Here is a 23847-nt window from a genome sequence, read left to right as displayed (position 1 = left end):
GATTATGGCTCGTTCCAATATATGCTTGTACCTTTTTGAATAGAATATTTAATCTTGAACTTCAACGCTTTCTTCTTCGGAAACAGCTTCATCTCCGGCAACTTCTTCTTCTTTTGTCTTCATGTATTTCTTACTCGGAAGCTCCAATTCAACAATTAAATAATCTCCTTCTTTAAATGTTGATCCTGGTTTTAGATTTTGCTTGACAACATAGCCATTGCCAACTGAATTCAACTCTAAATTGCCTAATTTAGCAACCTTCATGACGTCCCTTAATGACCAGCCTGTCATATCAGGGATTGTTTGCTCATTATCTGTTAATAGAACGACATTCTCCCCTGCCATCAGTTTCGTATCTTTTGCAGGAAGTTGATCGATAACTTTTTTCCCCTTGCCCATTATAATTGGGTTTACACCTTTCTTACTAAGTATATTTTTCGCTTCCTCAGTAGATGCCCCAATCACACTTGGAATTATTTCGTATTGAACTTTCGCCTGTTCTTTAGGCTCGATATTTAAATATTGGAGACTGCTCTTCATAACTGGTTTAAATATATCTGCGACTGGCTGAGCACCACTCGTATGAATATCGATTTGCGGCTGCTCGACTGCTACATACACGATTAATTTTGGATCATCGGTCGGAGCCATTCCTAAAAAAGAAAAGAAAAGATTTTGACGTCCAGTTAAATATCCTCCTCCTGGTTTCGGAATTTGTGCTGTACCTGTTTTTCCAGCAACTTCATAGCCCTCAATATTAAATAGTTTATAGCCAGTCCCTTTTGGAGAGGACACAACATCCTCCAATATTTTCCTTACTTCATCTGCGGTTTTAGCAGAAATTGGATTGCCCGCTACTTCTGGTTCTGTTTTTTCTACTGAATCTTTCTTATTTGGATCAACAATTTTACTAATGATATGGGGCTTCATCATCTTTCCACCATTTGCGACAGCTGTTGCCGCTTGAACCTGCTGAATTGGAGTGATTGTTGATGCTTGGCCGAAGCCTGTTGTTGCTTTATCCCGTGGCCATTCATATTGAATTTTCCCTGCAGCCTCATTTGGCAATTCAATGCCAGTAGGTTGATCCAATTTAAATTTCGATAGATATTCTCTGAACTTCTCATATCCTAGCTTTTCTTTTACAATTTTTGCAAAGGCAACGTTTGATGAACGAAGAACACCTTCATAGTACGATATTGTTCCCCAACCTTGTCCTCTATTATGGTCACCGACAGGTCTCGATTTTGGATCTACAGCATATCGGCCTGATTTATATAAATCATTCGGATTAAAGACTCCTTCTTCAATTGCCGCAGCTAATGTGAAAATTTTCATTGTTGAGCCGGGTTCAAAGGAGTTCTCTACTGCTTCGTTATGCCATGTCTCAGAAATTCCTTCCTTTGTCTTCGGATGAAAAGAAGGTCTTTGTGACATCGCAAGAATTTCCCCTGTTTTCGGGTCTGCAACAATGGCAATCATCTTTTTAGGCTTGTATTTTTCATTCACTTTGCTCATTGAATCCTCAAGGAATGTTTGGATTTTCTTATCGAGTGTTAAATAAATTTCCTTTCCATCAACAGCAGGTGTTACTTTTTCCTTGCTGTCCGCTAATAAATATCCCCAAATATCACTTTCATAATTAACTTTTCCATTTTTCCCCGTCAGGACATCGTTTAGGCTTTGTTCAAGTCCTAACATGCCGACTGTTTCTGTTTTATTATCTTCGTTTTCCTTCTTCTCCACATATCCGACTAAATGGGACGCAAAAACTCCATTTGGATAGAATCGTTTCGTATCCTTAATAAAAGTGATGCCCGGTAGTTTTAACTCTTCAATTTCCCGTTTCTTTTGATTGGATAAGTCTCTTCCTGCTTTTCCAAACTCTACTTGGAAAGGCTGCTCACCATCATCATTTAATTTCGTTAAGAGTCTATAAATCTCCGACTCTTCCATATCAATTACTTTTGCAAGCTCTCTTGCCGTTTTATCCGGATTGACTACATGCTTTGGATTTTTTTTATTCGTTGTCATGCTCTTGTCTAAAATCGCAATCAATTTATATGAGTTTGTATCGGTTGCAATGACTTCTCCATTTCGATCATAAATGGTTCCACGCTTCGCTTCAATTGTTCTTTCCTTTTCATACTTTTGCTGAGCTTTTACCGCAAGTGTTTCTCCACCGGCCTCCCCAGTTACCTGGATAGAAATAAAGCGATACAGTAAGACAAAAAAGAGCAGACCAAATATTACAAATAATATCGCTGCTCCAAAATTAATATTCGGCTGTTTTTTAATCATTAATCTTGCACAACCTTAACATTATTTTCATTTAATTTAAGACCTAATTCTTTTGCTTTTGACCAAATACGTTCGTATGTACTTAGCTCGCCGACTTGCATTTCTAGATCACCATTCACTTTTTGCTGCTCTTGAATCATCTTTTTTGTATCCTGGATATTTTTGTTCACTCCGTATATATCCGCTTGATTAGAAACGATGTGAACTGCTCCAAAACAAACAATCCCCGTAAAAATAATTCCCAAAATCTTTTCGCCAGGAGAAAGCCATGGACTTCTTACCTTTACTTTTTTTGGTGCCTTTACCATTTGTTTCTGCTGCTCATGATGTTGCTCTTGTTGGAGCTTTCGCGCTAAGTTACCCATAAATTCCCTCCTGTTTCAATTTGTTTTTCAAAAATCTCATAGCTTCTCAGCGACACGCAGCTTTGCAGATCTTGCACGATTATTATGCAGAAGCTCCTCTTCAGATGGAAGAGTCGGTTTTCTTGTAATTAATTTTAAAATGGGCTTATACTCTTCCGGAATAACCGGCAGCCCTGGTGGCAGATTAGGTGTCTCGCTTGCTTTTTTAAATGCAGCTTTACAAATTCTATCCTCTAGCGAATGGAAGGTAATTACGCTAATTCTTCCACTAGATTTAAGTATGTCAATTGCTTGCTCTAATGACTTTTCAAAAACTCCCAATTCATCATTAACAGCAATTCGAATCGCCTGAAAAACCCGCTTTGCCGGATGTCCGCCCTTTCTTCTTGCAGGGGCTGGGATGGCTTCTTTTATAAGTTCAACAAGCTCACCAGTTGTTTCAATCGGAGCTGTTTCCCTTGCCGCCTCAATTTTCCTGGCAATTTGCTTCGAAAATTTTTCTTCTCCGTATTTAAAGAAGATTTTCACTAAATCTGAATAACTCCAATGATTAACAACATCAAAGGCTGAAAACTTTGCTTCCGTATCCATCCTCATATCCAGAGGAGCATCATGATGATAACTGAATCCTCGCTCAGGGGTATCTAATTGCGGAGATGAGACACCTAAATCATATAAAACTCCGTCAACCTGCTTAACTCCTAGATGTTCTAACTCTTCTTGAAGATACTGAAAATTACTTTTAATAATTGTTATTCGATCTCCATATTTAGCTAGCTTTTCTTTTGCATGCGCGATTGCTGTATCATCCTGATCAAAAGCATAAAGTTTGCCTTTATCTGAGAGTTTAGACAAAATCAATTCACTATGCCCTGCTCCTCCTAGCGTACAATCCACATAGGTTCCGTCAGGATGAATGTTCAGACCATCGACCGTTTCCTCTAATAACACTGTTGTATGTTCAAACATAGTTGTCCACCTTTCTGGAGGCTTTTCGGCCATTAAATATCAAACCCAATCATATTCTCTGCAATCTCGGAAAAAGATTCCTCTGAATCGGAGAAATAATCTTCCCAAATTCCCTTGCTCCAAATTTCAATACGATTCGAAACACCTAATACGACACATTCTTTCTCAATTTTTGCATATTGCTGGAGCGGGGAAGCAATATTTATTCTTCCTTGTTTATCAATTTCACATTCAGTAGCACCTGAAAAGAAAAAACGAGTGAAGGCTCTGGCATCCTTTTTCGTTAGCGGCAATCCTTTAAGCTTTTCCTCTAACAATGTCCATTCATCTTTCGGGTAGCCAAATAAGCATTGATCTAGGCCACGAGTCAAAATAAAGGCTTCTCCTAGATTGTCACGGAATTTGGCAGGCACGATTAAACGGCCTTTGCTATCAACGTTATGATGATATTCACCCATGAACATGCCCACTAACCCCACTTTCTTACTCAAGCGTACCACATTCCCCCACTTTCCTCCACATATTTTTTATATTCTATTAAAAGTTGAAATCCCCTTTTCAAATCTTAGAATTTCACCATATTTCCGTTCGTCTTTTCCCTACAAAAGAATGCACGTAGTTTGTTCCACTTCTTCTCTTCAACAAAAAAAGACTGCACCAATTAAGAGATGCAGTCTTTTTTTGTTGATATTTATTATTTTATGTTTATAGAAAAGATCCATCTTTTAGTTAAATCCGAATGATTTTATGTGTCCCATCAAAAATAAAACTGCAATTAAGAAGGTCGCTAATAAGAGTGGGTCCATGCTGATTAATAAAGAAAAAACTGTTTAGCGTTCTCTCCTGTGGTGATCCTGCTGGCCACAAGGCATTTTCTACCCTCTCAAATTTATTAATAACGACTTCGTATTTCTTTTGTACAGACTGCTCCAATTTATTCTCCATAAACACGATTTGATCAAATACTTTTCCTTGATTCTTATTAAGTAATGGAAGCAGCCCTTTATTTTCCGTTGTTACATAAGCCTCTAGCTTTCCATAATTAAGAAGCAAATCTTGTTTCATTTTCTCAAATAGCTTATCAAGATTTTCATCTTTTAAAGTTTGAAGGAAATCTCTTTTTTTCTTTTCCGTACCTACTATTAATGTTTCACGTAAATCCAATCCAAGTTCATCCATATCTGTTTCAACTGAGCGATCCAATAGTGTGATGTTTAGACGCGGCACAATCGGGGGCATTTTCAACTCAAACCATTCGAATGCCTGTTTAAGTTCTGCCCAGTAGGCTATCTCACCAGGTCCAGCAATGAAGGAAAGTGTCGGAAAAATCCACTCTTGCATTAATGGTCTCGTAACAACATTATTGCTGAGATTTTCCGGAAATTCACCGGCTAATTCCAGCATCTGCTCAATTGTCAATTGAATTTGGCCATCTCTGCCGATAAATAGGTTGTTTTCATCATCATAATCAAGCAATATCCTTTCATGATTTTCTCGATCATAATAAAAAAGATTTGCTGCTTGATCGCTTATGTCAATCGTATGTTCGAATCCATTCGATTTAAGCACCTTTTGCTGTGCCTTTACTTCTTTTGTGATTTCCTTACAATTTTTTATTTGCTTAATAAAGAATTCTTTTTCTAGTTTGCGGATATTCTCATCACCTGAGTCAATGATCAATAACCCGGAATCTTTAAATAGATGCATAACAATCCATGCAAAAAAATCTACAAAGGTTTTTGATTCATGAATAGCCTTTTCAAAAACAAGGAGTAAGTCCTTTGTATAGGCAGTTTCACCAAATGATTTGATGATCCCTTCAACCCATTGATAACAAAGATCATGGTTCAAATCAATAGCTGAAACCATCCTTTTATCAAGCACTTTTTCTGGATAAATCTTTTTTTCTATTTTGTTGTTTCTTTCAACAAATACATGGTTCACTTCTTGATAATCATGATCCTCACCAGCTATCCAAAACACAGGGACAACCGGAACATTTAATTCTCTTTCTTTCTGCTTAGCGAGAGCAATGATCGAAATAATTTTATGTATCGTATATAAAGGGCCAGTTAATATCCCAGCCTGCTGACCACCAATAATAACCGTGCTATTTTCTTCCTTTAATTTCTCAATTGATACTTTAACCTTCTCCGATGTAGGAAATTGATCCATGTATTCTTCAATATGTGCTGCAAGCTCATTCCTCATATACGAACGCTGCTGTATTTCGGTTAATCTTTTTTCATATTCTAAATGATCATTAAATCGATAATGAAAATAGCGCTGAATTTCTGGTGTCTGTTCCAGATATTCAGTTGCAAACCGGTTCGTAGCCGGTAATGAGAGATTTAGAATCTCCATTTTTGAACTTCCTTTCTTATCATTAGTTTTCATTCCATTCTCTCTTAAATCAAATGGAGGTTTTTCATATCTCATTATTACCATAAGAGTATATCATTGTCCGTAATGAAAAGAAAAAAGTTTGTCTTGCACGATTTTAAAGTAAAGTACTCTAGTCACTGCTTCTAAAAAATAGAAATATTATTGCATAGCAACAAATGTATTCACACTTTGCACAAGTCCGATGATCGTTAGAACGATATATGCCATAAAAAATATAAGAAAATTAAATCGCCAATAGCCTCGGAAAACACGCGAGAAATCAATTTCCTTCTTGACTTTCCAAAAAATAAGGACAAAAACAATGGCGATGATCAGCATAAATAAAATAATAATCCAAAAATAATTATGCTCCCATATCGTTAAAATTAAATGATGAACAGAAAAAACAAATAATAATGTTGTGATATCTAATGCAATATGTACAGAGCGACGATGTTTTTTTGTAATTTGTTTACAAATAATAAAGATTAGCAAATATCCTAATAGCGGAATTGTTACAAAGGTAGCAATAATTGATGAAAAAATAGACCCCATTCTAATTCTTCCCCCCTTCATACTCCTTTCCCTTTATCAGATGGTAGTAGTTTTCTGAAAACGGAGCATCCAACTGCTTTTCCTTTGCCATTTCAAGAACAAAGCCGAGAATCGCATCAATCTCTGTCGGACGATGTTCATCCAGATCCTTTAGCATAGATGAACGGTTTTCAGATGTTTTTCTGCAAATATCTTCTAAATGACGAAAGGTTTTTTCCTTATTACTAATATTCAAAATTGTACTCAGTTCCTTAAAATATTCTTTGAATAAATAATTAAAATGAGTATTTTTAAGGAGCATTCCATTTTTCACATTTAACACAGCTGTCAAAGGATTAATTACTGCATTGACAATCAGCTTTTGAAGCAGCATTTCGTTCCAGTCTTCTTGAAATTTAAATGGAAAGTTCCGAATAGGCATTGCTAATAATTCTGCTAGTTCAGATACGTTATTCCCTCGATAAACCGATAAATTAATTAGGCCATCTCCTGTATGTATGACATGATTGTCTTTTATTTTATTTGCGCCATGCTCTGTTGTACCAACGGCAATTGTTTTTGCATTTAGCTCATTCAGCAGTTTCAAATGTCCCATCCCATTTTGGAGAAACAACAATGTACAGTTCTTCAATCTATTTGATTCTCTAAATTTTTCGAGTACTGAAGGGAGTTGGTACTGCTTAACCGCTACAATTATTAGCTCTTCTTCAGCACTCCAGCTTGAAAACAATGAAACATTAATCGTTTCATTGATCAGTTTTTTTTTCTTTTCAAAAAATAGACCTTCTGCTGCCATTTTATCCATCTGCTTTTTTGAGCGGACATAAACGCGAACTTCATGATGCTCCGTTAAATAATGAGCAAGCAACAGGCCAATAGAACCTCCACCAATAATCCCTATTTTCATAATTACCTCATATTTATTAAGTATTTAGTCATATTTTAACAGAAAACTAAAAAATGATGGGAAGAAAGTTAAAGAAAGCCTTTAATGAAAGTAAAAAGACTCCTTCCTATCGAAAGAGGAAGGAGTCAAGAAGGATTATACCGGATACACTGGATGTTTACGCACACTAAATGTTAATTCCTTCGTTTCATATAAATTGAATCTTTGTATAAGTACATTTCTTAAATCAAACGGAGAGACAATATCATCAACGATTAATTCAGAAGCTAGTTTATAAATATCAATATGCTCACTGTATTCTCGCTGTTTTTCTTGAATATAAGTTATTTTTTCTTTCGGATCCTCTATTTTCTCGATTTTATTTGAATAAACTGCATTTACTGCCGCTTCAGGACCCATTACAGCAATTTGTGCCGTAGGCAAAGCAATACAACAATCTGGTTCGAATGCAGGGCCTGCCATAGCATATAATCCTGCTCCATATGCTTTTCTAACGATTACTGATATTTTCGGAACAGTTGCAGAACTCATTGCTGCGATTAGCTTTGCTCCATGACGGATAATTCCAGCCTTTTCAACTTTTGTACCGATCATAAAACCTGGCACATCAGCAAGAAATAGCAATGGAATATGGAATGCATCACATAGCTGAATAAATTTCGCCGCTTTATCAGCAGAGTCAACAAAGAGAACTCCGCCTTTTACACGAGGCTGATTAGCAATAATCCCTACTGTTCGTCCGCCTATTCGCGCAAGACCTGTAATGATTTCAGCAGCAAAAAGTTTCTTTATCTCAAAAAAACTGTCTTCATCTATTAATGCATCGATACACTCATACATATCAAATGGAGCATTCTGATTTTTAGGAATGATTTCCTCTAAATCACGCCCTTGTTTTGGTTCTATTGGATCATTTTTCTTAGGCATCTCTTTAAAATTCGCAGGAAAATATGTAAGATAGGTTTTCGCAAGTTTAATCGCTTCTTCTTCATTCGCTGCTAGAATATCGCCACACCCGCTTACAGAGCAATGCATTCTTGCTCCACCCATTTCTTCAAGGGTAACTTTCTCACCAATTACTTTCTCTGCCATCCTTGGTGAACCAAGGTACATAGATGCATTTTTATCAACCATAATCACAATATCACAAAAAGCCGGAATATACGCTCCTCCAGCAGCAGAAGGACCGAATAATAAGCAAATTTGCGGAATCATACCTGAAAGCTTCACCTGATTATAGAAAATACGACCTGCTCCGCGTCGATTCGGAAACATCTCCAGTTGGTCAGTAATTCTTGCACCAGCAGAATCAACTAAATAAAGGAGGGGCACCTTTAATTTTTCTGCTGTTTCTTGAATACGAATGATCTTCTCCACCGTTCGTGCTCCCCATGAGCCTGCTTTCACCGTAGAATCATTCGCCATAACACAAACAGTTTGCCCGTATATCTTGCCAATTGCTGTAACGACTCCATCTGCTGGCAAATCCTTTTCAGCACAATTCGCAAATTTCCCATCTTCTTCATAGATCCCATTATCAAAAAGGAGTTCTAGCCGTTTTCTAACAAATAATTTATTTTGTTCCTGCAATTTTTCATGATACTTCGCATGCCCACCCGCTTCAATTTCACGGTTTTTTCCCTTAAGTTTTTCTACCAAAGTATTTACTGTCGTCATTTCAATCCTCCTCCTTGCCTTATAAGTTAATCATCATCATTTTTACTCCAGAACGAGTAACACATCTCCTTCATTCACAAAATCGCCAATATTCACTTTCACTTCAGATACTTTCCCCTCTATTTGGCTCTCGATAGGAATTTCCATTTTCATAGATTCAATCATTAATACCTCTTGACCAGAAGTGATCTCGTCCCCGCCTCCAACCATAATATTTAAAACCGTTCCAGCCATTGATGATGTAATTTCTTTCATAATCTATTTCTCCTATTCTGTAATTAATGTTTTATTTGTTAAAAAGCTTGTGGAATAATTACCATTGATGAAATCTGGATCTTTTAGAATTCCCTTAAATAATGGAGCGTTTGTTTTAATCCCTTTAATAGTTAAACCCTTGAAAAATTGCTCTGCTCTTTCAAGAGACTCTTTTCTTGTATCCCCATAAATAATACATTTAGCAATCATTGGATCATAATAAGGAGTAACCGTTGATCTTGATGCATAGCCCGCATCTACTCGTATTCCTTGAAATTCCTTCCATGTAAACTCTTCCATAATACCTGGTGATGGGAGGAAGCTTTTTGGATCTTCTGCATATAAACGAAACTCAATTGCATGCCCTTTTTGCTGTATATCCGTTTGTGCAAGCGGAAGCTTCTCTCCTCGTGCGACAAGAATTTGCCATTTCACCAGATCTAGGCCAGTTACCCCTTCTGTTACAGGATGCTCTACCTGCAATCTTGTGTTCATCTCAAGAAAATAAAAATTCTCTTGTTCATCAACAATAAACTCAATGGTGCCAGCATTTCTATAATTTACTGCTGTGGCAGCTTTAATAGCCGTATCATACATTTTTTGCTTGGCTGAATCTGATAAAAATGGAGAAGGCGATTCTTCCACAACCTTTTGATGCCTTCTCTGAATGGAACAATCTCTTTCAAATAAATGAACAATATTTCCGTAATTGTCACCAAATACTTGAACTTCCACATGTCTTGCATTATTTATATACTTTTCTACAAATACCTCTTCAGAGCCGAAATATGCTTTTGCACGAGCCTTTGTTGAACCAAACGACTTAGCGAGCGCTTGCTCATTTTCACAGCGCACCATTCCAATCCCGCCGCCTCCGCCACTAGCTTTCAGCATGACAGGGTAACCCATTGATTCTGCAAGTCTTACGGCTTCTTCAAGTGTTGAAGTTCCTTCCTCACTGCCTGGTACGACTGCCACACCTGCATCCAACATTGTCTTTCTTGAAACAATTTTATCTCCCATTAAATCTATGGTATCTGGATCTGGTCCAATAAAGATGATACCCGCTTCCATGACAGACCTTGCAAAATCTGCATTTTCTGAAAGAAAGCCATAGCCAGGATGAATCCCATCGACATCTTCATTCTTGGCAAGCTCAAGGATAATCTCAGATCGTAAATAGGATTTATTTACAGCAGGTTCACCAATATTAAACGCATATGTTGCCTCTTTGACAAATGGCATATCTGAATCAGCATCAGAATAAACTGCAACTGTTTCGATTCCCATTTGATGGCAAGTATTCATAATCCGTAAGGCGATTTCTCCCCTGTTTGCAATTAGTATTTTCTTCACCCAAGATCCCCCTTCTATCTTTGATGTTACATTTAAAAGTGATATACACTTTTAGCATAGAAAGATTCCCATTTTAATCACTATTTTCTTAATCTTCCTATAATACAATATATTTCTACAATCTTTTCTCTTTTTCCTGCTAATTTTGAAAACGCTTCCGATTTTTTTATAGACTTTAATTGGAACTAGCTATATAAGGGCAGAATTTTTTATTTCTTTGTTATATAATAAGAATTATAGAAAGATACATTTTCATCGAAATTTTAACTTAAATAGAAATAATTAATTTATTCATCAATTGCTGCAAAGAAGGAGAGGAAAGCGAAGATGTATAAGGTTGAAAAATTAAAAGTAAATTACAAAACTCTTGAAGAATTTAAGAAATTTAGAGAATACGGTTTACAAGAACTTTCAATGTTTGAGGACCTTGAAGCTAACATTATTGAAGATGATAGCGTTTCTCCTTTCTATGGGATTTATTTCGGGGACAAACTTGTTGCTAGGATGAGCCTTTATCAAGTAGAGAAAAAATTCGACCGCTACTTTGATCCTGCTCAAGATTATTTAGAGCTATGGAAGCTCGAGGTGATTGCTGATTATCAAAATAAAGGGTATGGGAAAGCACTTGTGGAATATGCAAAAAGCTTTGGGCTTCCTATTAAAACAAATCCAAGAGTCAAATCTAAAGACTTTTGGGATAAAATGGGCTTCTCGTCTGTTGCTTATGAAATGGAAAGAGATCGCGGAGAAAACCCACTTGTTTGGTACCCTGATGGCGTTAAGGAGCAATTACATTAGATAGACCTTTGCGTCAATATTAAAGCGGACAATGTATATGTCCGCTTTTCTCATTTATAAACCATTCTTAGTTATCCTTTATACTTTTTGCTCATGATCTTCATTTTTTAATTCAACAAGCTTTCTCGCTCTTTCCATTATATTTATTAATGCTTTGTAATCCGCTTGAATAGAGTTTAAGTCTTTTAGTAATTTTTCATTTTCCGAAGCAAGGTAATACAATTGCTTTTCAAGGTTTTGAATCCGTTCTTCATTCGTTTTAATATTTTCATCCTGCAAGCTTGACTGTTCAGCCTTTTCATATAAATCTTTTAAGTAAGTAACTAATTCCTCAAAATCCCACACCTTCTTCTCTTCCTGAGAGGCGACAACCTCTGCTTCAAGAATCTGGTCTGTATCTTGCTGTTTATCCTCTAAGGTCTGATTATTTTGTTTTCTTTCTTTTCTTTGTCTTTTTGCAAGTTCAATTCCAGATTTATATTGTTTTCTAACATATGAGTTCCATCTAAAGCCGCATGCAGCAGCTGTCCTTGTTAGTTCTTTGCCAACTTTTTCAAATGCTTGCAGCTGTGTTCCTCCTTCTCTTATATGGCGGAGCACAATTTCTGCAAGCAGCAAATCTTCATCATGAGTCCATGCATCTTGTCGAGTTGATGACATCAGTTCATCCTCCTAGTGTTTTTTATTAATAATATGCTTATGCTAGAAAAGATAGAATGATATCCTGTTTGAAACTTCACAATTATCTTTGTTTTTACTTTTTCAAAAATTTATCTACTTGCTTATGATGAGCTTCCCCTTCCCACAATATCGCACAATTTCTGACCTCCTGCTTCACTCTTTCCTCCACTCTTGTTTCTGTCCATTTTCTTATAAACATCCTTTTATAAGATTTTAATACATCCCCTTCTAGTACTAGCATTTTATTTAAAAAGGATTGGCAGCTTTCTAGTGGATCACCAGTATATAACGATTGGAAAAAGCCCATTTCTTTTAATTCATCACTACTATACAAACGAGCCTCCATTAGCATTTTCATTGCATTTGCAGGAGACAGCCTTTCAGAAAGGAAGGTTCCGCCGCCCCAGCCTGTAGTGATTGCGAGTGTCCCTTGAATAAAGCCAGCCTTGACATCCTTCCTTGCAATCCGAAAGTCACAAGCAGAAGCAAGTTCACAGCCTCCTCCAACAGCAATACCATTCAGCAGTGCGACAGTTGGTTTTGGTAAGAAAAACAGTCGAACTAGTAGCTCAGACATTCGGTCTAACATCTCAAATGCCTCATCTTCGGTTTTTAATTGGTGAAAGGAAGATAAATCTCCTCCTGAACAAAATGCCCTGTCACCTGCACCAGTTATAACTAACGCTTTAATTCGATCTTCCACTGCCACTTTCAGTGCTTCTCCTAGCCCATCCATTACTTCATAATTTATGGCATTTCTCTTCTCAGGTCTATTAACTGTAAAGACTGCCAATCCGTTCTCATGTACTTCTAACACATATGGTTTCATGAAAATCTCCCTTACCTGATTTTATGTATATAATAACAAAACGACAAAAGCACAAGAACATTATGTTCTTGTGCTTTTTATGTCAGTTGGAAATTAGTTATTAACAACTTCTTTTCCTTTGTATGTTCCGCAAGCTTTACATACGCGGTGAGCAAGTTTCATTTCACCACAGTTTGGGCATGATACCATACCAGGTACCTGTAATTTAAAATGGGTACGACGTTTTCTCTTTGCAGTTTTAGAAGTTCTTCTAAAAGGTACAGCCATTCTTCCCACCTCCTTAAAAAGTTATGAAGGCCAGATCATGCTGGATTCTTCAAATAGTTACTTGTTTTCTTCCGCTCTTATGAGTCAGAAGAAGGATCATTTTGATCAAAAAATTGAGCAAGTCCCGCAAGACGAGGATCAATTCTTTCCTCTTTGTCTCGCTCTTGAATAACCTCCCAATCCTTTCCGGATTGTGGAGCTCCTTCTTCACTGCTATCGGTGCAGAACACTTGCATGGGAACCTCAAGTATTAAGATCTCATGAATGACCGGCATTAGGTCAATCACTTCCCCCTTTACCCGATGAACCTCCTCTTCGGTTTCATAGTCCAGATCCTTTAAGAGGAAAGTTTCTGTTGTTTCCACATTAATTGGGAATTTTACGTCAACTAAAGTACGAGAACAAGGAAGTATTAAGTGACCGTTAATTTTTAAATGAAAAGTCACCTTAGCAGAGTCAATATCTGCTCGACCCGTTATATGCATTGATGAAGCATCCCTGATCGTTGGATCAATGGTTTTGATCTCATCTACATTGACAATTTCATCAAACGGAAAATCCTTGCTTCGATGTTTTTGTAACTGACTTAAAGTCCATTTCATACGAATCACCCCAAGGCAACAAAGGTAATTATAGCTGTCATATAATTATTTGTCAATATTTTTTCTTTACAGTATAATGTGAGCATTATCAGCTAATTATAACCTATTTTTAGCTTATTTGCTTAGTTTTCTCATGATTTCCCACTTTTAAACGAAATGGAAAGGAGAAATTAATATGAATGCTGTTGGTGTAATTGTGGAATATAATCCATTTCATAATGGACATGCCTTTCATATTGAAGAGGCAAGAAAAACAGCAAACGCTGATGTTGTTATCGCTGTTATGAGCGGGAACTTTCTTCAGCGAGGAGAGCCTGCAATTGTATCGAAATGGAAAAGGACTGAAATGGCTTTGAATGCTGGCGTTGATATTGTATTTGAACTTCCTTATGTGTTTGCTACCCAGCAGGCAAATACATTTGCAAGCGGTGCTGTTTCCATTCTTGAAGCTGCAGGATGCCAGTCCCTTTGTTTCGGAAGCGAATCAGGCAGTATGGATAGCTTTAATAAAACTGAAACATTTTTGAAGCAACATAATGAGACTTACCAACAGCAAGTAAAATATTTTTTAGAAAAAGGAAACAGCTACCCGAAAGCGACATCATTAGCCTATCATACACTTTCTCCGGCCAATGATTTAATTGATTTGTCAAAGCCTAATAATATCTTAGGCTACCAATACATAAAAGCAGCGAATGCAATGCAAGCATCTATAAAAATTTTCACTGTTACAAGAAAAAATGCAAATTACCATGATCCACACTTTGCATCTGAAACGATTGCAAGTGCCACAAGCATCAGGAAGGCTCTTTTCTCAGTAGATGGACAACTCCAGTCAATACGTCAATACGTACCTGAGACAACATATGGAGGGCTCCTTGAATATAAGGAGCAATACGGGCTTTTCCATGACTGGGAGCTTTACTGGCCCTATTTAAAGTTTCGTCTTATCCAAATGACACCTGAACAGCTAAAAAATATCTATGAAGTAGAAGAAGGACTAGAGAATCGAATCCTATCCTCCGCACTGGAATCTGAAAGCTTCCTTCAATTTATGGAAAAGCTTAAAACAAAACGGTATACGTGGACAAGACTGCAACGGACTTGTGTCCATATCCTTACGAATACAACTAAAAAAGAAATGCTTATGAAGGAAGATAAAGCCTCATACCTAAGGCTCTTAGGTATGACAACTACTGGGAGAGAATATTTAAATAAATATAAAACAGACTTTGCTCTTCCAATGATCTCCAAAGTTTCTGCTGCTAAGAACAGACAGCTTTTACTGGATATTAAGGCGTCTAGAATTTACGCTATGGGTGCATCTGGCTCCAGTCAAAAAAAACTGCTTGAAACAGAATTCAAGCAGCCGCCAATCATAGTTGCAAAATAGCGGACATCATGCCGCTATTTTGCTTTTAAATTCTTAAGATATGATATTGCCTCATCAAAGGTATCCACAGGAATAATTTTCATTTTAGTTTTTATATCTTTTGCTGTTTTTACAGCTGCTCTATAGTTGGAGTCGGAAGCACCTTTTTCATTCGGCGCAAAAAAGATTTCAGCACCCGCTTTATCTGCCGCGATAATTTTTTGTTCAATTCCTCCTATTGGGCCAATATTACCATTCAAATCAATCGTACCAGTACCTGCTATTGGATATCCTCTCGTTAAATCCTCTTCTGTTAATTGATTATAGATTTCCAATGAAAACATGAAACCAGCTGAAGGTCCGCCGATATCCTCGCTATTAATTGTTACCGTTGGATCAACGACGATGTCCTTATCATCGACTAGTGAAATGCCCACTCCTACTTTCCCTGTCTCTTTCAATCGCTCTAAAGGGAGTTTTACCTCTTGGATCTCTTCATACCGGTCAATTGCAAAAGTTACTTCATCCCCCACACTTTTCCCTGATACATATTGTATAAACTGCTCTGAAGACTCGAACTCATTCCCGTCAACTTTAAAAATCCGATCACCTGCTTCTAGTTTTCCTTCTGCAGGCATCCCCGGCATCACATTTAGTACAAAAACACCATTATAGTCATAATCAATAGGAATACCTGCTTTCTTATATGCAGTCTCAATTGCTGCTAATTTCGATGTCGCCATTAAATGAAGCTGACGTACATTATATTCTTTATCTGTCTCATTTTCATTTCGAATAGCCTTTATCGGGAAGATTTCCTGATACTTACTAAGCTTTGCAATTGCGTATGAATAAATGTTTGCTCTTCCCATCCTTACAGTAGTTAACATAAAACTTCCTTGTTCATCAAACCCATTCTCGACTTCAATAATCGGCTCAAGCTCCTTGGCCATTCCAGGCTTTGAAACGTAGAAGGGAAGGTAATAAAATGAACTTATTAGGACAATAATTGCTGCGATAATAAAGGAACGTATAAAGTATTTATTTCTCATTTACGTCTTTAAGCCCCTTCCACTCTTTAATTATTTTTTTTATTGAACTTATTTGCTTCCTTGTTTCTTGTTCCCCAATAAGGATAATTTCATCAATATTTGTAAAAGCTCTTGAACTATACATTTCAACACTCGGACGAATCATTATATCAGAATCTACTGCTCTATAAGTGACTAATTCCATCTGCATGATATCAAGACTTTGCATAATGACGTCATATATCGATGTGATTTCAGTATTGGTTTTCACTTGGGATACATCTATTGCAATGACAATATCAGCACCCATATCCTTCACGACGGAAACAGGAACCCTGTCAACCACTGCTCCATCTACTAATAGACGTCCATTTAATTTCTCCGGAACGAAAATTCCTGGAATAGAGATACTTGCTCGTACCGCATCGGCAATTGGTCCTTTATCAAATATAACCTTTTCACCTGTCATTAGATCTGTGGCTACCACTTGAACAGGAATATCCAGCTGTTCAAGCATTTTTCCGTGAGTGAAAATACGAATCAGTTCTTTAACCTTTGTTCCTGCAATAAACCCCATTCGAGGGATTGTAAAGTCCAGATAATATTTTCTTTTAAAGGCTTTCGATAATTTATATAAACGATCAATATCCAAACCAGCACCATAAAAACAGCCAACCATCGCACCCATACTGCTGCCAGCAATTAAATCAATGGGGATTCCTTCTTCCTTAAGTACTTTAATTGCCCCCAAGTGGGCAAATCCCCTCGCACCACCTGAGCCTAAAGCCAAGCCAATCTTCGGCCGACACAAAAGAATACCCCCTTTATATATACAAATCAATGACCATGTTCAATCTTATGGTCTTTTTTTTCATTCTATGAGTATATTGATTTATATGAGGACAAGTATGACAGGCTAATTCTATATTTCGTTTATATTATAGTAGCATTTTATCTTAAAATCTATTTTCATTGTAAGTTCACCTTTTGAGGGAGGCTCTGCATGTGTTTCGTTCTAAATTAAAAACAATCATCCTTGCATTAACTGTTACTTTGATGGCAATTTCGCTCATCTCATTTCCTCAAGAGTCTGTAGATGCTTCCATAAGAGGGCTTAATATGTGGTGGGAAATTGTATTCCCCTCGCTTTTGCCATTTTTCATTGTATCCGAAATGCTTATTGGTTTTGGGGTTGTGAAATTTATTGGCGTTCTTCTGGAACCACTTATGAGGCCATTATTTAGAGTTCCAGGAGTTGGCGGCTTTGCATGGGCGATGGGCATGGCTAGCGGCTATCCCGCTGGAGCAAAATTAACAGCAAGACTTAGACAAGAAGGCCAGTTGACAAAAATTGAAGCCGAACGCCTCGTTTCTTTTACAAACTGTTCAAATCCGCTGTTTATTTTTGGCGCAGTATCTGTTGGTTTTTTTCATAACGCTCAGCTCGGTATTATTCTCGCAATCGCTCATTATCTTGGAAATTTCTCCGTTGGCCTTCTTATGAGATTTTACGGCAGGAAACAGGAAGAAACAAAAAAAGAGAAAAAAAGAAAGCCATCCTTAAGAGCAGCTTTTTCAGCACTTCATCGAACAAGAATTAATGATAACCGGCCGATCGGCAAGCTTCTTGGAGATGCAGTCATGTCTTCAATAAAAACATTACTAATGATTGGAGGATTCATCATCCTTTTTTCAGTTTTAAATAAACTCCTTTTCCACGTCGGTATAACTGGCCTTCTAGCTAAAGCTTTAGAGTATATATTATCTGCACTTCATTTGCCAGTTGAGTTAAGCATTCCTTTTATTTCAGGAATATTTGAAATTACCCTTGGAAGCCAAATGACCAGTCAGGTTCAGCAAGCTACATTCATGCAGCAGGCTGTTATTACAAGCTTTATCTTGGCTTTTAGCGGCTTTAGTGTTCAAGCACAGGTTGCAAGCATACTCGCACAAACAGATATTGATTTCAAGCCTTTTTTTATCGCACGAATCTTTCACGGCTTTTTTGCAGCATTTTATGCAGCCATCCTGTGGAACCCCTTATTTGAACGTTTCTACAATAAAGAGCAGCCATCAAATGCTATACCAGTCGGTATCTTTGAAGAAGGCTCCTGGATGCAAAAATGGTACACATTAATTGTTGAAACGGGACCGATCATTACTATTATTGCATTAGCTATTTATGTCTTACTTCTGGCAAAAAGATTTCGGATCCATTCTTAAAGCTTTTTCAATGACGAACGAGCACATAATGTGCTCGTTAGCGTTTTCCTTCAAATTTTTCTTTTAGAGCAATTTCGACCGAATAAGGAACAAGCTCTGATATTTTTCCATTATACTTTGCAACTTCCTTTACGATACTCGAGCTTAAAAAGGAATACTGATTATTTGTCATAATAAAGAATGTTTCAATTTCATCATTTAATACACGGTTCATCGATGTGATCTGCATTTCATATTCAAAATCCGACACAGCTCGAAGCCCACGGATGATTGCGCTCGCATTTACGCTTTTTGCATAATCAACAAGCAGCCCTTGAAAAGAATCAACTTTGACATTTGGAATATCTTTTGTGACTTCCTTTATTAATTCTATTCTTTCATTAACGGAGAAAAGCGGATGTTTAGCAGAGTTATTTAACACAACTACATAAAGTTGATCAAAAACCTTAGCCCCTCTTTTAATAATATCCAAATGACCATATGTAATCGGATCAAAGCTTCCAGGGCAAACAGCGATAGCCCCCATAAAAATCCCCCTCATATATATAATCCTGTCGCTTAACTTATCATTTAGTTAATTCATAAATAGTAATCGCAATGATTCCATACTTTTCATGTTTGCGAACCCCTAAATTCCCAACGGTTTCTGGAAGATGAATATCTGAACCATGCTCACATATAATCGTACCATTTGGAACTAGGAGCTGCTCTCTATCAATCCACTCAAGAAGCTTTAAAAGCTGTTGTTTTTTGTAGGGTGGATCCAAAAAAATAAATTGGAAGCTAAGTTCCCTTTTTATTACAGCCTTAAGAGCCCTCTCAGCATCATTTCGAAAGATTTCAGCAGAATCATCGAGTTCACAAATTTTCACATTCTCGTGAATAGTCTGAATCGCCTTCCCATCCCTATCCACAAAAATAACTTTCTCTGCACCCCTGCTTAGAGCCTCTATTCCTAGTCCACCGCTTCCAGCGAATAGATCAAGTCCTACTCCACCGTCAAAGTATGGACCAATGATATTAAAAATTGCTTCTTTTACTTTATCTGTCGTTGGTCTAGTTGAACTGCCAGGTACAGCTTTTAAAAATTTCCCTTTACGGGTCCCTGAGATTACACGCATCTTATCACCACACACATCATTCCATTAATCATTTTTTCCTTCCTATCCTATCACAAATGATTTAAATAGAAAACATTTGAACGATATGAAAAATATCTGATTCTCGTGTATATACGTTTTCATTATGGAAATAATGTGAGTAACAGCATCTATTCGAGGATGTTGTTGCCAACCGCGGAGAAGACTTACGTTTCCCCATAAGTTCTTCCTCCGGTTTCTCCTCTCCCTTTGCCTTCTATCCTAGTATAGGATATAGAAGGACCCTGCAGAAATTTCTGCAGGGTTTTCTTTTTTTACATAGATATCGTAATGGCCTCTTCACCTTCATCAATCGAAACTTTAAATAACTGCTGCAGCCATTGTTTACTAATATAATATTTTCCATTTAAATTTGTTAGTGGATTTTCCAATAATCCATAATCTTCTTCATTATAAATAAAAATATTACGATTCAAGTAAAAACGATAACTGTTTTTATCCTTAATTACTAGTATTGCCTCATGATCTGGAAGCATTGTAACCTCAAATCCCAATCCTTTTATCGTATCTATAAATGGATAAAGAATTTTATTTTCTTTATAAATCGCTTCAATATCATCCTCCTGTTCCTTTTCATTTATTATCAAACTTCGTGGGTCATAATAATAAAATGGAACAAATTCAACTGATTCATTTTTATTTTTGGTAAAAAATCGGGTATTCCGCCCCTTTAAATCATAGATGAAATCATCTAGCTTTTCAGCAGTTATCTCAGCTGTTTCATTGTTCACACGATTGAATAAATAAGTCAACTCTTCATCAGACAACATTTTATTTAACTCTTCAAGAATGGCCCTGCTTTTCTCAAATCCAGACTCTCGTTTCACTGTATAAGAAGTAAAGACATCCAATAACCATTTATCTTCCTCAGAATTACCTTTAAATTTTGTTTCATAGTAATCGTAAACGAGCTTCCACTTTAAATCTTCATCTTTAATGGCTGGAGAAGTAATTATTAATCCATTGCCGCTTTTCTCAACAGACTGATCAGTTAAAACGACAGATAAATTAGGAAACCCTTTTAAGTTTGCCATTTCATCAAATTGAAAACGATTCTTCTTAACCGATTGTTCACTATAATAAGTAATATTATTTCTCTGAATTTTATGAAGGGACGTTGGCTCCCAATACAAGGATGGTGCATCTCCAACACCTTTAAATAAATAATAATCAATTAAATCCATTTCCTTTAATCCCTTTAAAGGTGCTCCTGCAATCCAAGTACCTTTTTTTCTGTATGTATCAATGATCTCTAAATCTGTCGTTCTTACCGTAACTTGCGAAATTCTTGCTGTCCATTCGCTTAGAAAAAAGGAAGCATCTTCTTTTTGAATCGGAATCGTGTATTGAAATATGAGTGTATTCTGATCTGGTAAAAATGTCTGTGGATTTTCATCCTTAGATTCACATACATCTCCGTTGTCTTTTATACATGTCCAATGAAAAAGTTCATTTGGAATGATAACTTTATATTCTTTTTCTTTTGTAAGACCAGTAATACGCTGTGAAATACGCAGGTCTTTTTCACTAGATTGTACAGTAAGCTCTTGTGTTACTGTTTCATTATGATCTATTTGGCTTTCTTGCTTTGAGTATGCTTTCCATTGCATGGACAACATACCTCCAATGGCTGTTGTCAGAGCTACAAATAATAAACTAGCTGTTCTCCACATTGGTATTCCCCTTACCTATATTTCCTTTACATTTACAATATCAAATCCTTCGACATCAGTCACACAAAATTTGAAACAAATTAGCAAAATTCATTTCATTTTGTCGTAGGAAGATCACAATTTATTCTATTGCCACTCAACTAATAATACTTCAAATTTCAAGTAGAAAGTGATAAAGTAGGAGGAAAACTACTTTTTTCGATTCAGAGGAGGAAAATTAATTTGATACAACGGTTTATTGAAATTGGTGAGGGCTATTCTGATATATATGAATTAATTGAGATCGCAAAATCCAATCTATCTCGGCTCAGCCATATGATGGCTTTTCATACTTCTATTAACAATAAAAAGGTGACTTCCCTTGTCGTTGTCTTAAATCCAACAAATCCCGGCAACTTTCAGCCATTATATATTTGCAGAGAGGGAATCCCTAATCCAAATGTTACACCAAACAAGCGTTTTGATCTCTTTGCGGAGGCTGCAGAAGAATTGCAAAAGACAGTGATCCAACTCGACATCAAACCCTCTACAAGTTTTGCTGAAAAAGAACTATTTTACCAGTATGTCATCGGAATCCTCCGATTAAATCACTATATTCCGCCACTTCAATGAGAAAGAGCAGGTTCCTACTTACTCACCACTGACAAGCACAAGCAAAAATTCTTTACCTTTATAGGAGGCTTGGCTTGAGATCTCGAGGAGTAAAGAAGACGACCTATTAAAAAAGCTTCACTTTTTGTCGTGGATGCGTCATTGATGAAGCTTCCCTCGTCCTGTCGCATAGTCGACACTCGTTCGTCTGTATGTCGGGCTATGTATCGTGGCTAGACAGTTCACTGAATGAATGTTAGAAATTCCGTCGCAAAAAATACAATATAAAAAGTTGAGAGCATTGCCCTCAACTTTTTATATTCCCATTTTATAATCATATTCTTTTGCCTTGTCCGGCTTCGAATTTTCAAATTCCATTCTTAAATATGGCTTGTAAGATGGTTCGACTTTTTTTACGAATGAATACGAACTAATTTTGGCAATTAATCCTTCTGTTTCATCCATATCACAATATAAGACTACATATTTTAACCGCTTCGATACATAATGAACGTTACCGAACCTTCGTAACATTTTCGCCTGTTTTAATGTATATAGCCAGACGATAATTCCTTGCCGTTGACCGAGCATAAATTCTTCCCCTTCAAGAGTAATTCTTTTTTAACAGTCTAGCATAAAAAAACTATATATTTCAATGGTCTGAAGAAATTACTCATCAGAAAATTATGAAAAAGGCAACAACCAGCTTGAGCACCCCCCGACCAGCACAAGACGAACGTCCCTGAAGACCAACTCATCACTAAGTTATTAACAATATCCGATTATATAAATACCTAGTCAATGACAAAAACAGCATGGATTTACTCCATGCCGTCCGTCATTTATGAACAACCACAACTTCCTCCGGAACCACATCCGCCTCCACAGCTAGAAGAGTTATCAAAGAACGGATTCCCTGTCGGAACTTTTATTTGATTAGACACTGAATGACCAATTAATACACTCACTTCATCTAATATCGCTTGAAGGTCGTTCTCTGCCTTTCTAAATTCAGCGACATTTTCATCCAAATCCATTTCTCTCTTTAATTCCCTAACGGACTTCATTACCGTTTTGTAATCAGGATGATATTTACCAAAGCGCTGTACGTCCTCGTAATGCTCTTTCATCTTTACGAAGCTTCTTATTTTGGCCTGTGTATCTTTATTATGTTTTAATCTATATAAACATTGGCGGTAATACTCCGCTTCCTCTGAATCAATAATCATCGCAGCTATTTGTTCAGCATGATCTAAAATCTCTATTCCCTCAATTGTAGCAAGCAAAATAAAGCTCACCTCCGTTTCATATTTTATCATGAAACAGAGGAAACGTAAAAGTTATCGAATTGTAACATCAAATTCTTTTTTCATTATTACGGTTGATGCTTTTTCTGTCGCTACCTCTAATGTAAGTCGGTGTGTTCCAGAAGTTAAGCCTTTTACAATAAATGCAGCGGATAAAATCTCTTCCTTCTTTTTCCCGTCAACATATAAAATAATTTTACCTTTATTATTTCCTGCCGTTTCTCTAAAGGTAATTCCTTGAATAATACATTCAATCAGTACATTACTCCCCTCAATCTTATATTTAACAAAAAATGGTTCCTTGCTGTTCAATGTCGTTTTAAATACGGGTATATCATGAGAAACACTATGAAGGCTGGTTGGTTTTCCATTTGTTTTTGTTTCTGGTTCAGGTATATCTCTTTTACATCCTGAAATTGCCATAACCAAACAAATAGTTATTACATATATAAACATTTTCATTGGCTTTCACTCCTTCATTTCGTCAATATAACTCTTTGATGTAAACGAATTTCAATTTCTTTATGTATTTATTGTGTACCT

26 protein-coding genes are annotated in these 23847 nt (G+C 36.7%); 4 read left to right on the top strand and 22 right to left on the bottom strand.

Features of this window, described 5'->3' with window-relative positions; translation table 11 throughout:
* Positions 1–48 precede the first annotated feature (48 nt).
* From AN957_RS10670 to AN957_RS10625, 10 genes are all read right to left on the bottom strand, one after another.
* Positions 49–2301, bottom strand: a complete 2253-nt coding sequence (locus tag AN957_RS10670) for a penicillin-binding protein (protein WP_053475568.1) — start codon at positions 2299–2301, stop codon at positions 49–51.
* Positions 2301–2666 (bottom strand): cell division protein FtsL, encoded by a 366-nt coding sequence (gene ftsL, locus AN957_RS10665; protein WP_053475567.1) that lies wholly within the window; start codon positions 2664–2666, stop codon positions 2301–2303. Before ftsL ends, AN957_RS10670 begins: the two co-directional genes overlap by 1 nt.
* Positions 2667–2702: 36 nt before the next feature.
* Positions 2703–3635, bottom strand: coding sequence for a 16S rRNA (cytosine(1402)-N(4))-methyltransferase RsmH (gene rsmH, locus AN957_RS10660; protein ID WP_053475566.1), 933 nt, complete (start codon positions 3633–3635; stop codon positions 2703–2705).
* 32 nt (positions 3636–3667) lie between these two features.
* Positions 3668–4099, bottom strand: a complete 432-nt coding sequence (gene mraZ, locus AN957_RS10655) for a division/cell wall cluster transcriptional repressor MraZ (RefSeq protein WP_053475565.1) — start codon at positions 4097–4099, stop codon at positions 3668–3670.
* A gap of 265 nt (positions 4100–4364) precedes the next feature.
* The gene (gene bshC / locus AN957_RS10650; RefSeq protein WP_231690049.1) at positions 4365–6032 is read right to left on the bottom strand and encodes a bacillithiol biosynthesis cysteine-adding enzyme BshC; all 1668 of its coding nucleotides are present in this window, start codon (positions 6030–6032) and stop codon (positions 4365–4367) included.
* A gap of 147 nt (positions 6033–6179) precedes the next feature.
* Positions 6180–6575, bottom strand: coding sequence for a DUF3397 domain-containing protein (locus AN957_RS10645; RefSeq protein ID WP_053475564.1), 396 nt, complete (start codon positions 6573–6575; stop codon positions 6180–6182).
* 1 nt (position 6576) lies between these two features.
* Positions 6577–7482: a 2-dehydropantoate 2-reductase gene (locus AN957_RS10640; RefSeq protein WP_053475563.1), complete on the bottom strand. Its 906-nt coding sequence runs from the start codon at positions 7480–7482 to the stop codon at positions 6577–6579.
* Positions 7483–7617: 135 nt separating this feature from the next.
* On the bottom strand, positions 7618–9159 hold the full coding sequence (locus AN957_RS10635; protein ID WP_053475562.1) for an acyl-CoA carboxylase subunit beta: 1542 nt from the start codon (positions 9157–9159) through the stop codon (positions 7618–7620).
* A 42-nt stretch (positions 9160–9201) separates the two neighbouring features.
* Positions 9202–9414 (bottom strand): biotin/lipoyl-containing protein, encoded by a 213-nt coding sequence (locus AN957_RS10630; protein ID WP_053475561.1) that lies wholly within the window; start codon positions 9412–9414, stop codon positions 9202–9204.
* Positions 9415–9426: 12 nt separating this feature from the next.
* Positions 9427–10770, bottom strand: coding sequence for an acetyl-CoA carboxylase biotin carboxylase subunit (locus AN957_RS10625; RefSeq protein ID WP_053475560.1), 1344 nt, complete (start codon positions 10768–10770; stop codon positions 9427–9429).
* A 327-nt stretch (positions 10771–11097) separates the two neighbouring features.
* Here AN957_RS10625 and AN957_RS10620 point away from each other — a divergent pair, with 327 nt between their 5' ends.
* Positions 11098–11568, top strand: a complete 471-nt coding sequence (locus tag AN957_RS10620) for an N-acetyltransferase (protein WP_053475559.1) — start codon at positions 11098–11100, stop codon at positions 11566–11568.
* Positions 11569–11646: 78 nt separating this feature from the next.
* Here the strand turns inward: AN957_RS10620 and AN957_RS10615 are convergent, their stop codons facing one another.
* The 4 genes from AN957_RS10615 to AN957_RS10600 all read right to left on the bottom strand — a co-directional run bounded on the left by AN957_RS10615 (position 11647) and on the right by AN957_RS10600 (position 13947).
* Complete coding sequence (locus tag AN957_RS10615) at positions 11647–12228, bottom strand: RsfA family transcriptional regulator (RefSeq protein ID WP_056684032.1); 582 nt, start codon at positions 12226–12228, stop codon at positions 11647–11649.
* A 94-nt stretch (positions 12229–12322) separates the two neighbouring features.
* A complete protein-coding gene (locus AN957_RS10610; RefSeq protein ID WP_056684029.1) occupies positions 12323–13078 on the bottom strand; it encodes an enoyl-CoA hydratase/isomerase family protein in 756 nt (251 codons plus the stop codon).
* A 93-nt stretch (positions 13079–13171) separates the two neighbouring features.
* Positions 13172–13345, bottom strand: coding sequence for a 50S ribosomal protein L32 (gene rpmF / locus AN957_RS10605; RefSeq protein ID WP_053475556.1), 174 nt, complete (start codon positions 13343–13345; stop codon positions 13172–13174).
* A 77-nt stretch (positions 13346–13422) separates the two neighbouring features.
* The gene (locus AN957_RS10600; RefSeq protein ID WP_053475555.1) at positions 13423–13947 is read right to left on the bottom strand and encodes a YceD family protein; all 525 of its coding nucleotides are present in this window, start codon (positions 13945–13947) and stop codon (positions 13423–13425) included.
* A gap of 175 nt (positions 13948–14122) precedes the next feature.
* Between AN957_RS10600 and AN957_RS10595 the strand changes: the two genes are divergently transcribed.
* Complete coding sequence (locus AN957_RS10595) at positions 14123–15340, top strand: nucleotidyltransferase (protein WP_053475487.1); 1218 nt, start codon at positions 14123–14125, stop codon at positions 15338–15340.
* Between the two features lie 14 nt (positions 15341–15354).
* On the opposite strand, the gene AN957_RS10590 is transcribed toward AN957_RS10595, so the two are convergent.
* Both AN957_RS10590 and AN957_RS10585 read right to left on the bottom strand, forming a co-directional pair.
* Positions 15355–16371 (bottom strand): SepM family pheromone-processing serine protease, encoded by a 1017-nt coding sequence (locus AN957_RS10590; RefSeq protein ID WP_053475486.1) that lies wholly within the window; start codon positions 16369–16371, stop codon positions 15355–15357.
* Complete coding sequence (locus tag AN957_RS10585) at positions 16361–17161, bottom strand: patatin-like phospholipase family protein (RefSeq protein WP_053475485.1); 801 nt, start codon at positions 17159–17161, stop codon at positions 16361–16363. Before AN957_RS10585 ends, AN957_RS10590 begins: the two co-directional genes overlap by 11 nt.
* A 194-nt stretch (positions 17162–17355) precedes the next feature.
* Here AN957_RS10585 and ylbJ point away from each other — a divergent pair, with 194 nt between their 5' ends.
* Positions 17356–18573, top strand: a complete 1218-nt coding sequence (ylbJ, locus tag AN957_RS10580) for a sporulation integral membrane protein YlbJ (protein ID WP_053475484.1) — start codon at positions 17356–17358, stop codon at positions 18571–18573.
* 37 nt (positions 18574–18610) lie between these two features.
* Here the strand turns inward: ylbJ and coaD are convergent, their stop codons facing one another.
* The 3 genes from coaD to AN957_RS10565 all read right to left on the bottom strand — a co-directional run bounded on the left by coaD (position 18611) and on the right by AN957_RS10565 (position 21406).
* Complete coding sequence (coaD, locus tag AN957_RS10575) at positions 18611–19099, bottom strand: pantetheine-phosphate adenylyltransferase (protein ID WP_053475483.1); 489 nt, start codon at positions 19097–19099, stop codon at positions 18611–18613.
* A gap of 40 nt (positions 19100–19139) precedes the next feature.
* Positions 19140–19694, bottom strand: coding sequence for a 16S rRNA (guanine(966)-N(2))-methyltransferase RsmD (gene rsmD, locus AN957_RS10570; RefSeq protein WP_053475482.1), 555 nt, complete (start codon positions 19692–19694; stop codon positions 19140–19142).
* Positions 19695–19987: 293 nt separating this feature from the next.
* Entirely contained in the window at positions 19988–21406 is a 1419-nt protein-coding gene (locus AN957_RS10565; protein WP_056684024.1) for a stalk domain-containing protein, read from the bottom strand.
* 222 nt (positions 21407–21628) lie between these two features.
* Between AN957_RS10565 and AN957_RS10560 the strand changes: the two genes are divergently transcribed.
* Complete coding sequence (locus AN957_RS10560) at positions 21629–22018, top strand: DUF7147 family protein (protein WP_053475480.1); 390 nt, start codon at positions 21629–21631, stop codon at positions 22016–22018.
* A 294-nt stretch (positions 22019–22312) separates the two neighbouring features.
* Here the strand turns inward: AN957_RS10560 and AN957_RS10555 are convergent, their stop codons facing one another.
* The 3 genes from AN957_RS10555 to AN957_RS10545 all read right to left on the bottom strand — a co-directional run bounded on the left by AN957_RS10555 (position 22313) and on the right by AN957_RS10545 (position 23766).
* Positions 22313–22588, bottom strand: coding sequence for a YlbG family protein (locus AN957_RS10555; protein WP_053475479.1), 276 nt, complete (start codon positions 22586–22588; stop codon positions 22313–22315).
* 251 nt (positions 22589–22839) lie between these two features.
* Positions 22840–23283: a YlbF/YmcA family competence regulator gene (locus tag AN957_RS10550; RefSeq protein ID WP_053475478.1), complete on the bottom strand. Its 444-nt coding sequence runs from the start codon at positions 23281–23283 to the stop codon at positions 22840–22842.
* A 54-nt stretch (positions 23284–23337) separates the two neighbouring features.
* Positions 23338–23766: a hypothetical protein gene (locus tag AN957_RS10545; protein ID WP_056684021.1), complete on the bottom strand. Its 429-nt coding sequence runs from the start codon at positions 23764–23766 to the stop codon at positions 23338–23340.
* Positions 23767–23847: the final 81 nt, after the last annotated feature.

It is taken from the genome of Cytobacillus solani, assembly GCF_001420595.1.
Lineage (GTDB): Bacteria > Bacillota > Bacilli > Bacillales > Cytobacillaceae > Cytobacillus > Cytobacillus solani.
The sequence above is the reverse complement of the archived record's forward strand: the minus strand, read 5'-3'. Positions and strand labels throughout refer to the sequence as shown.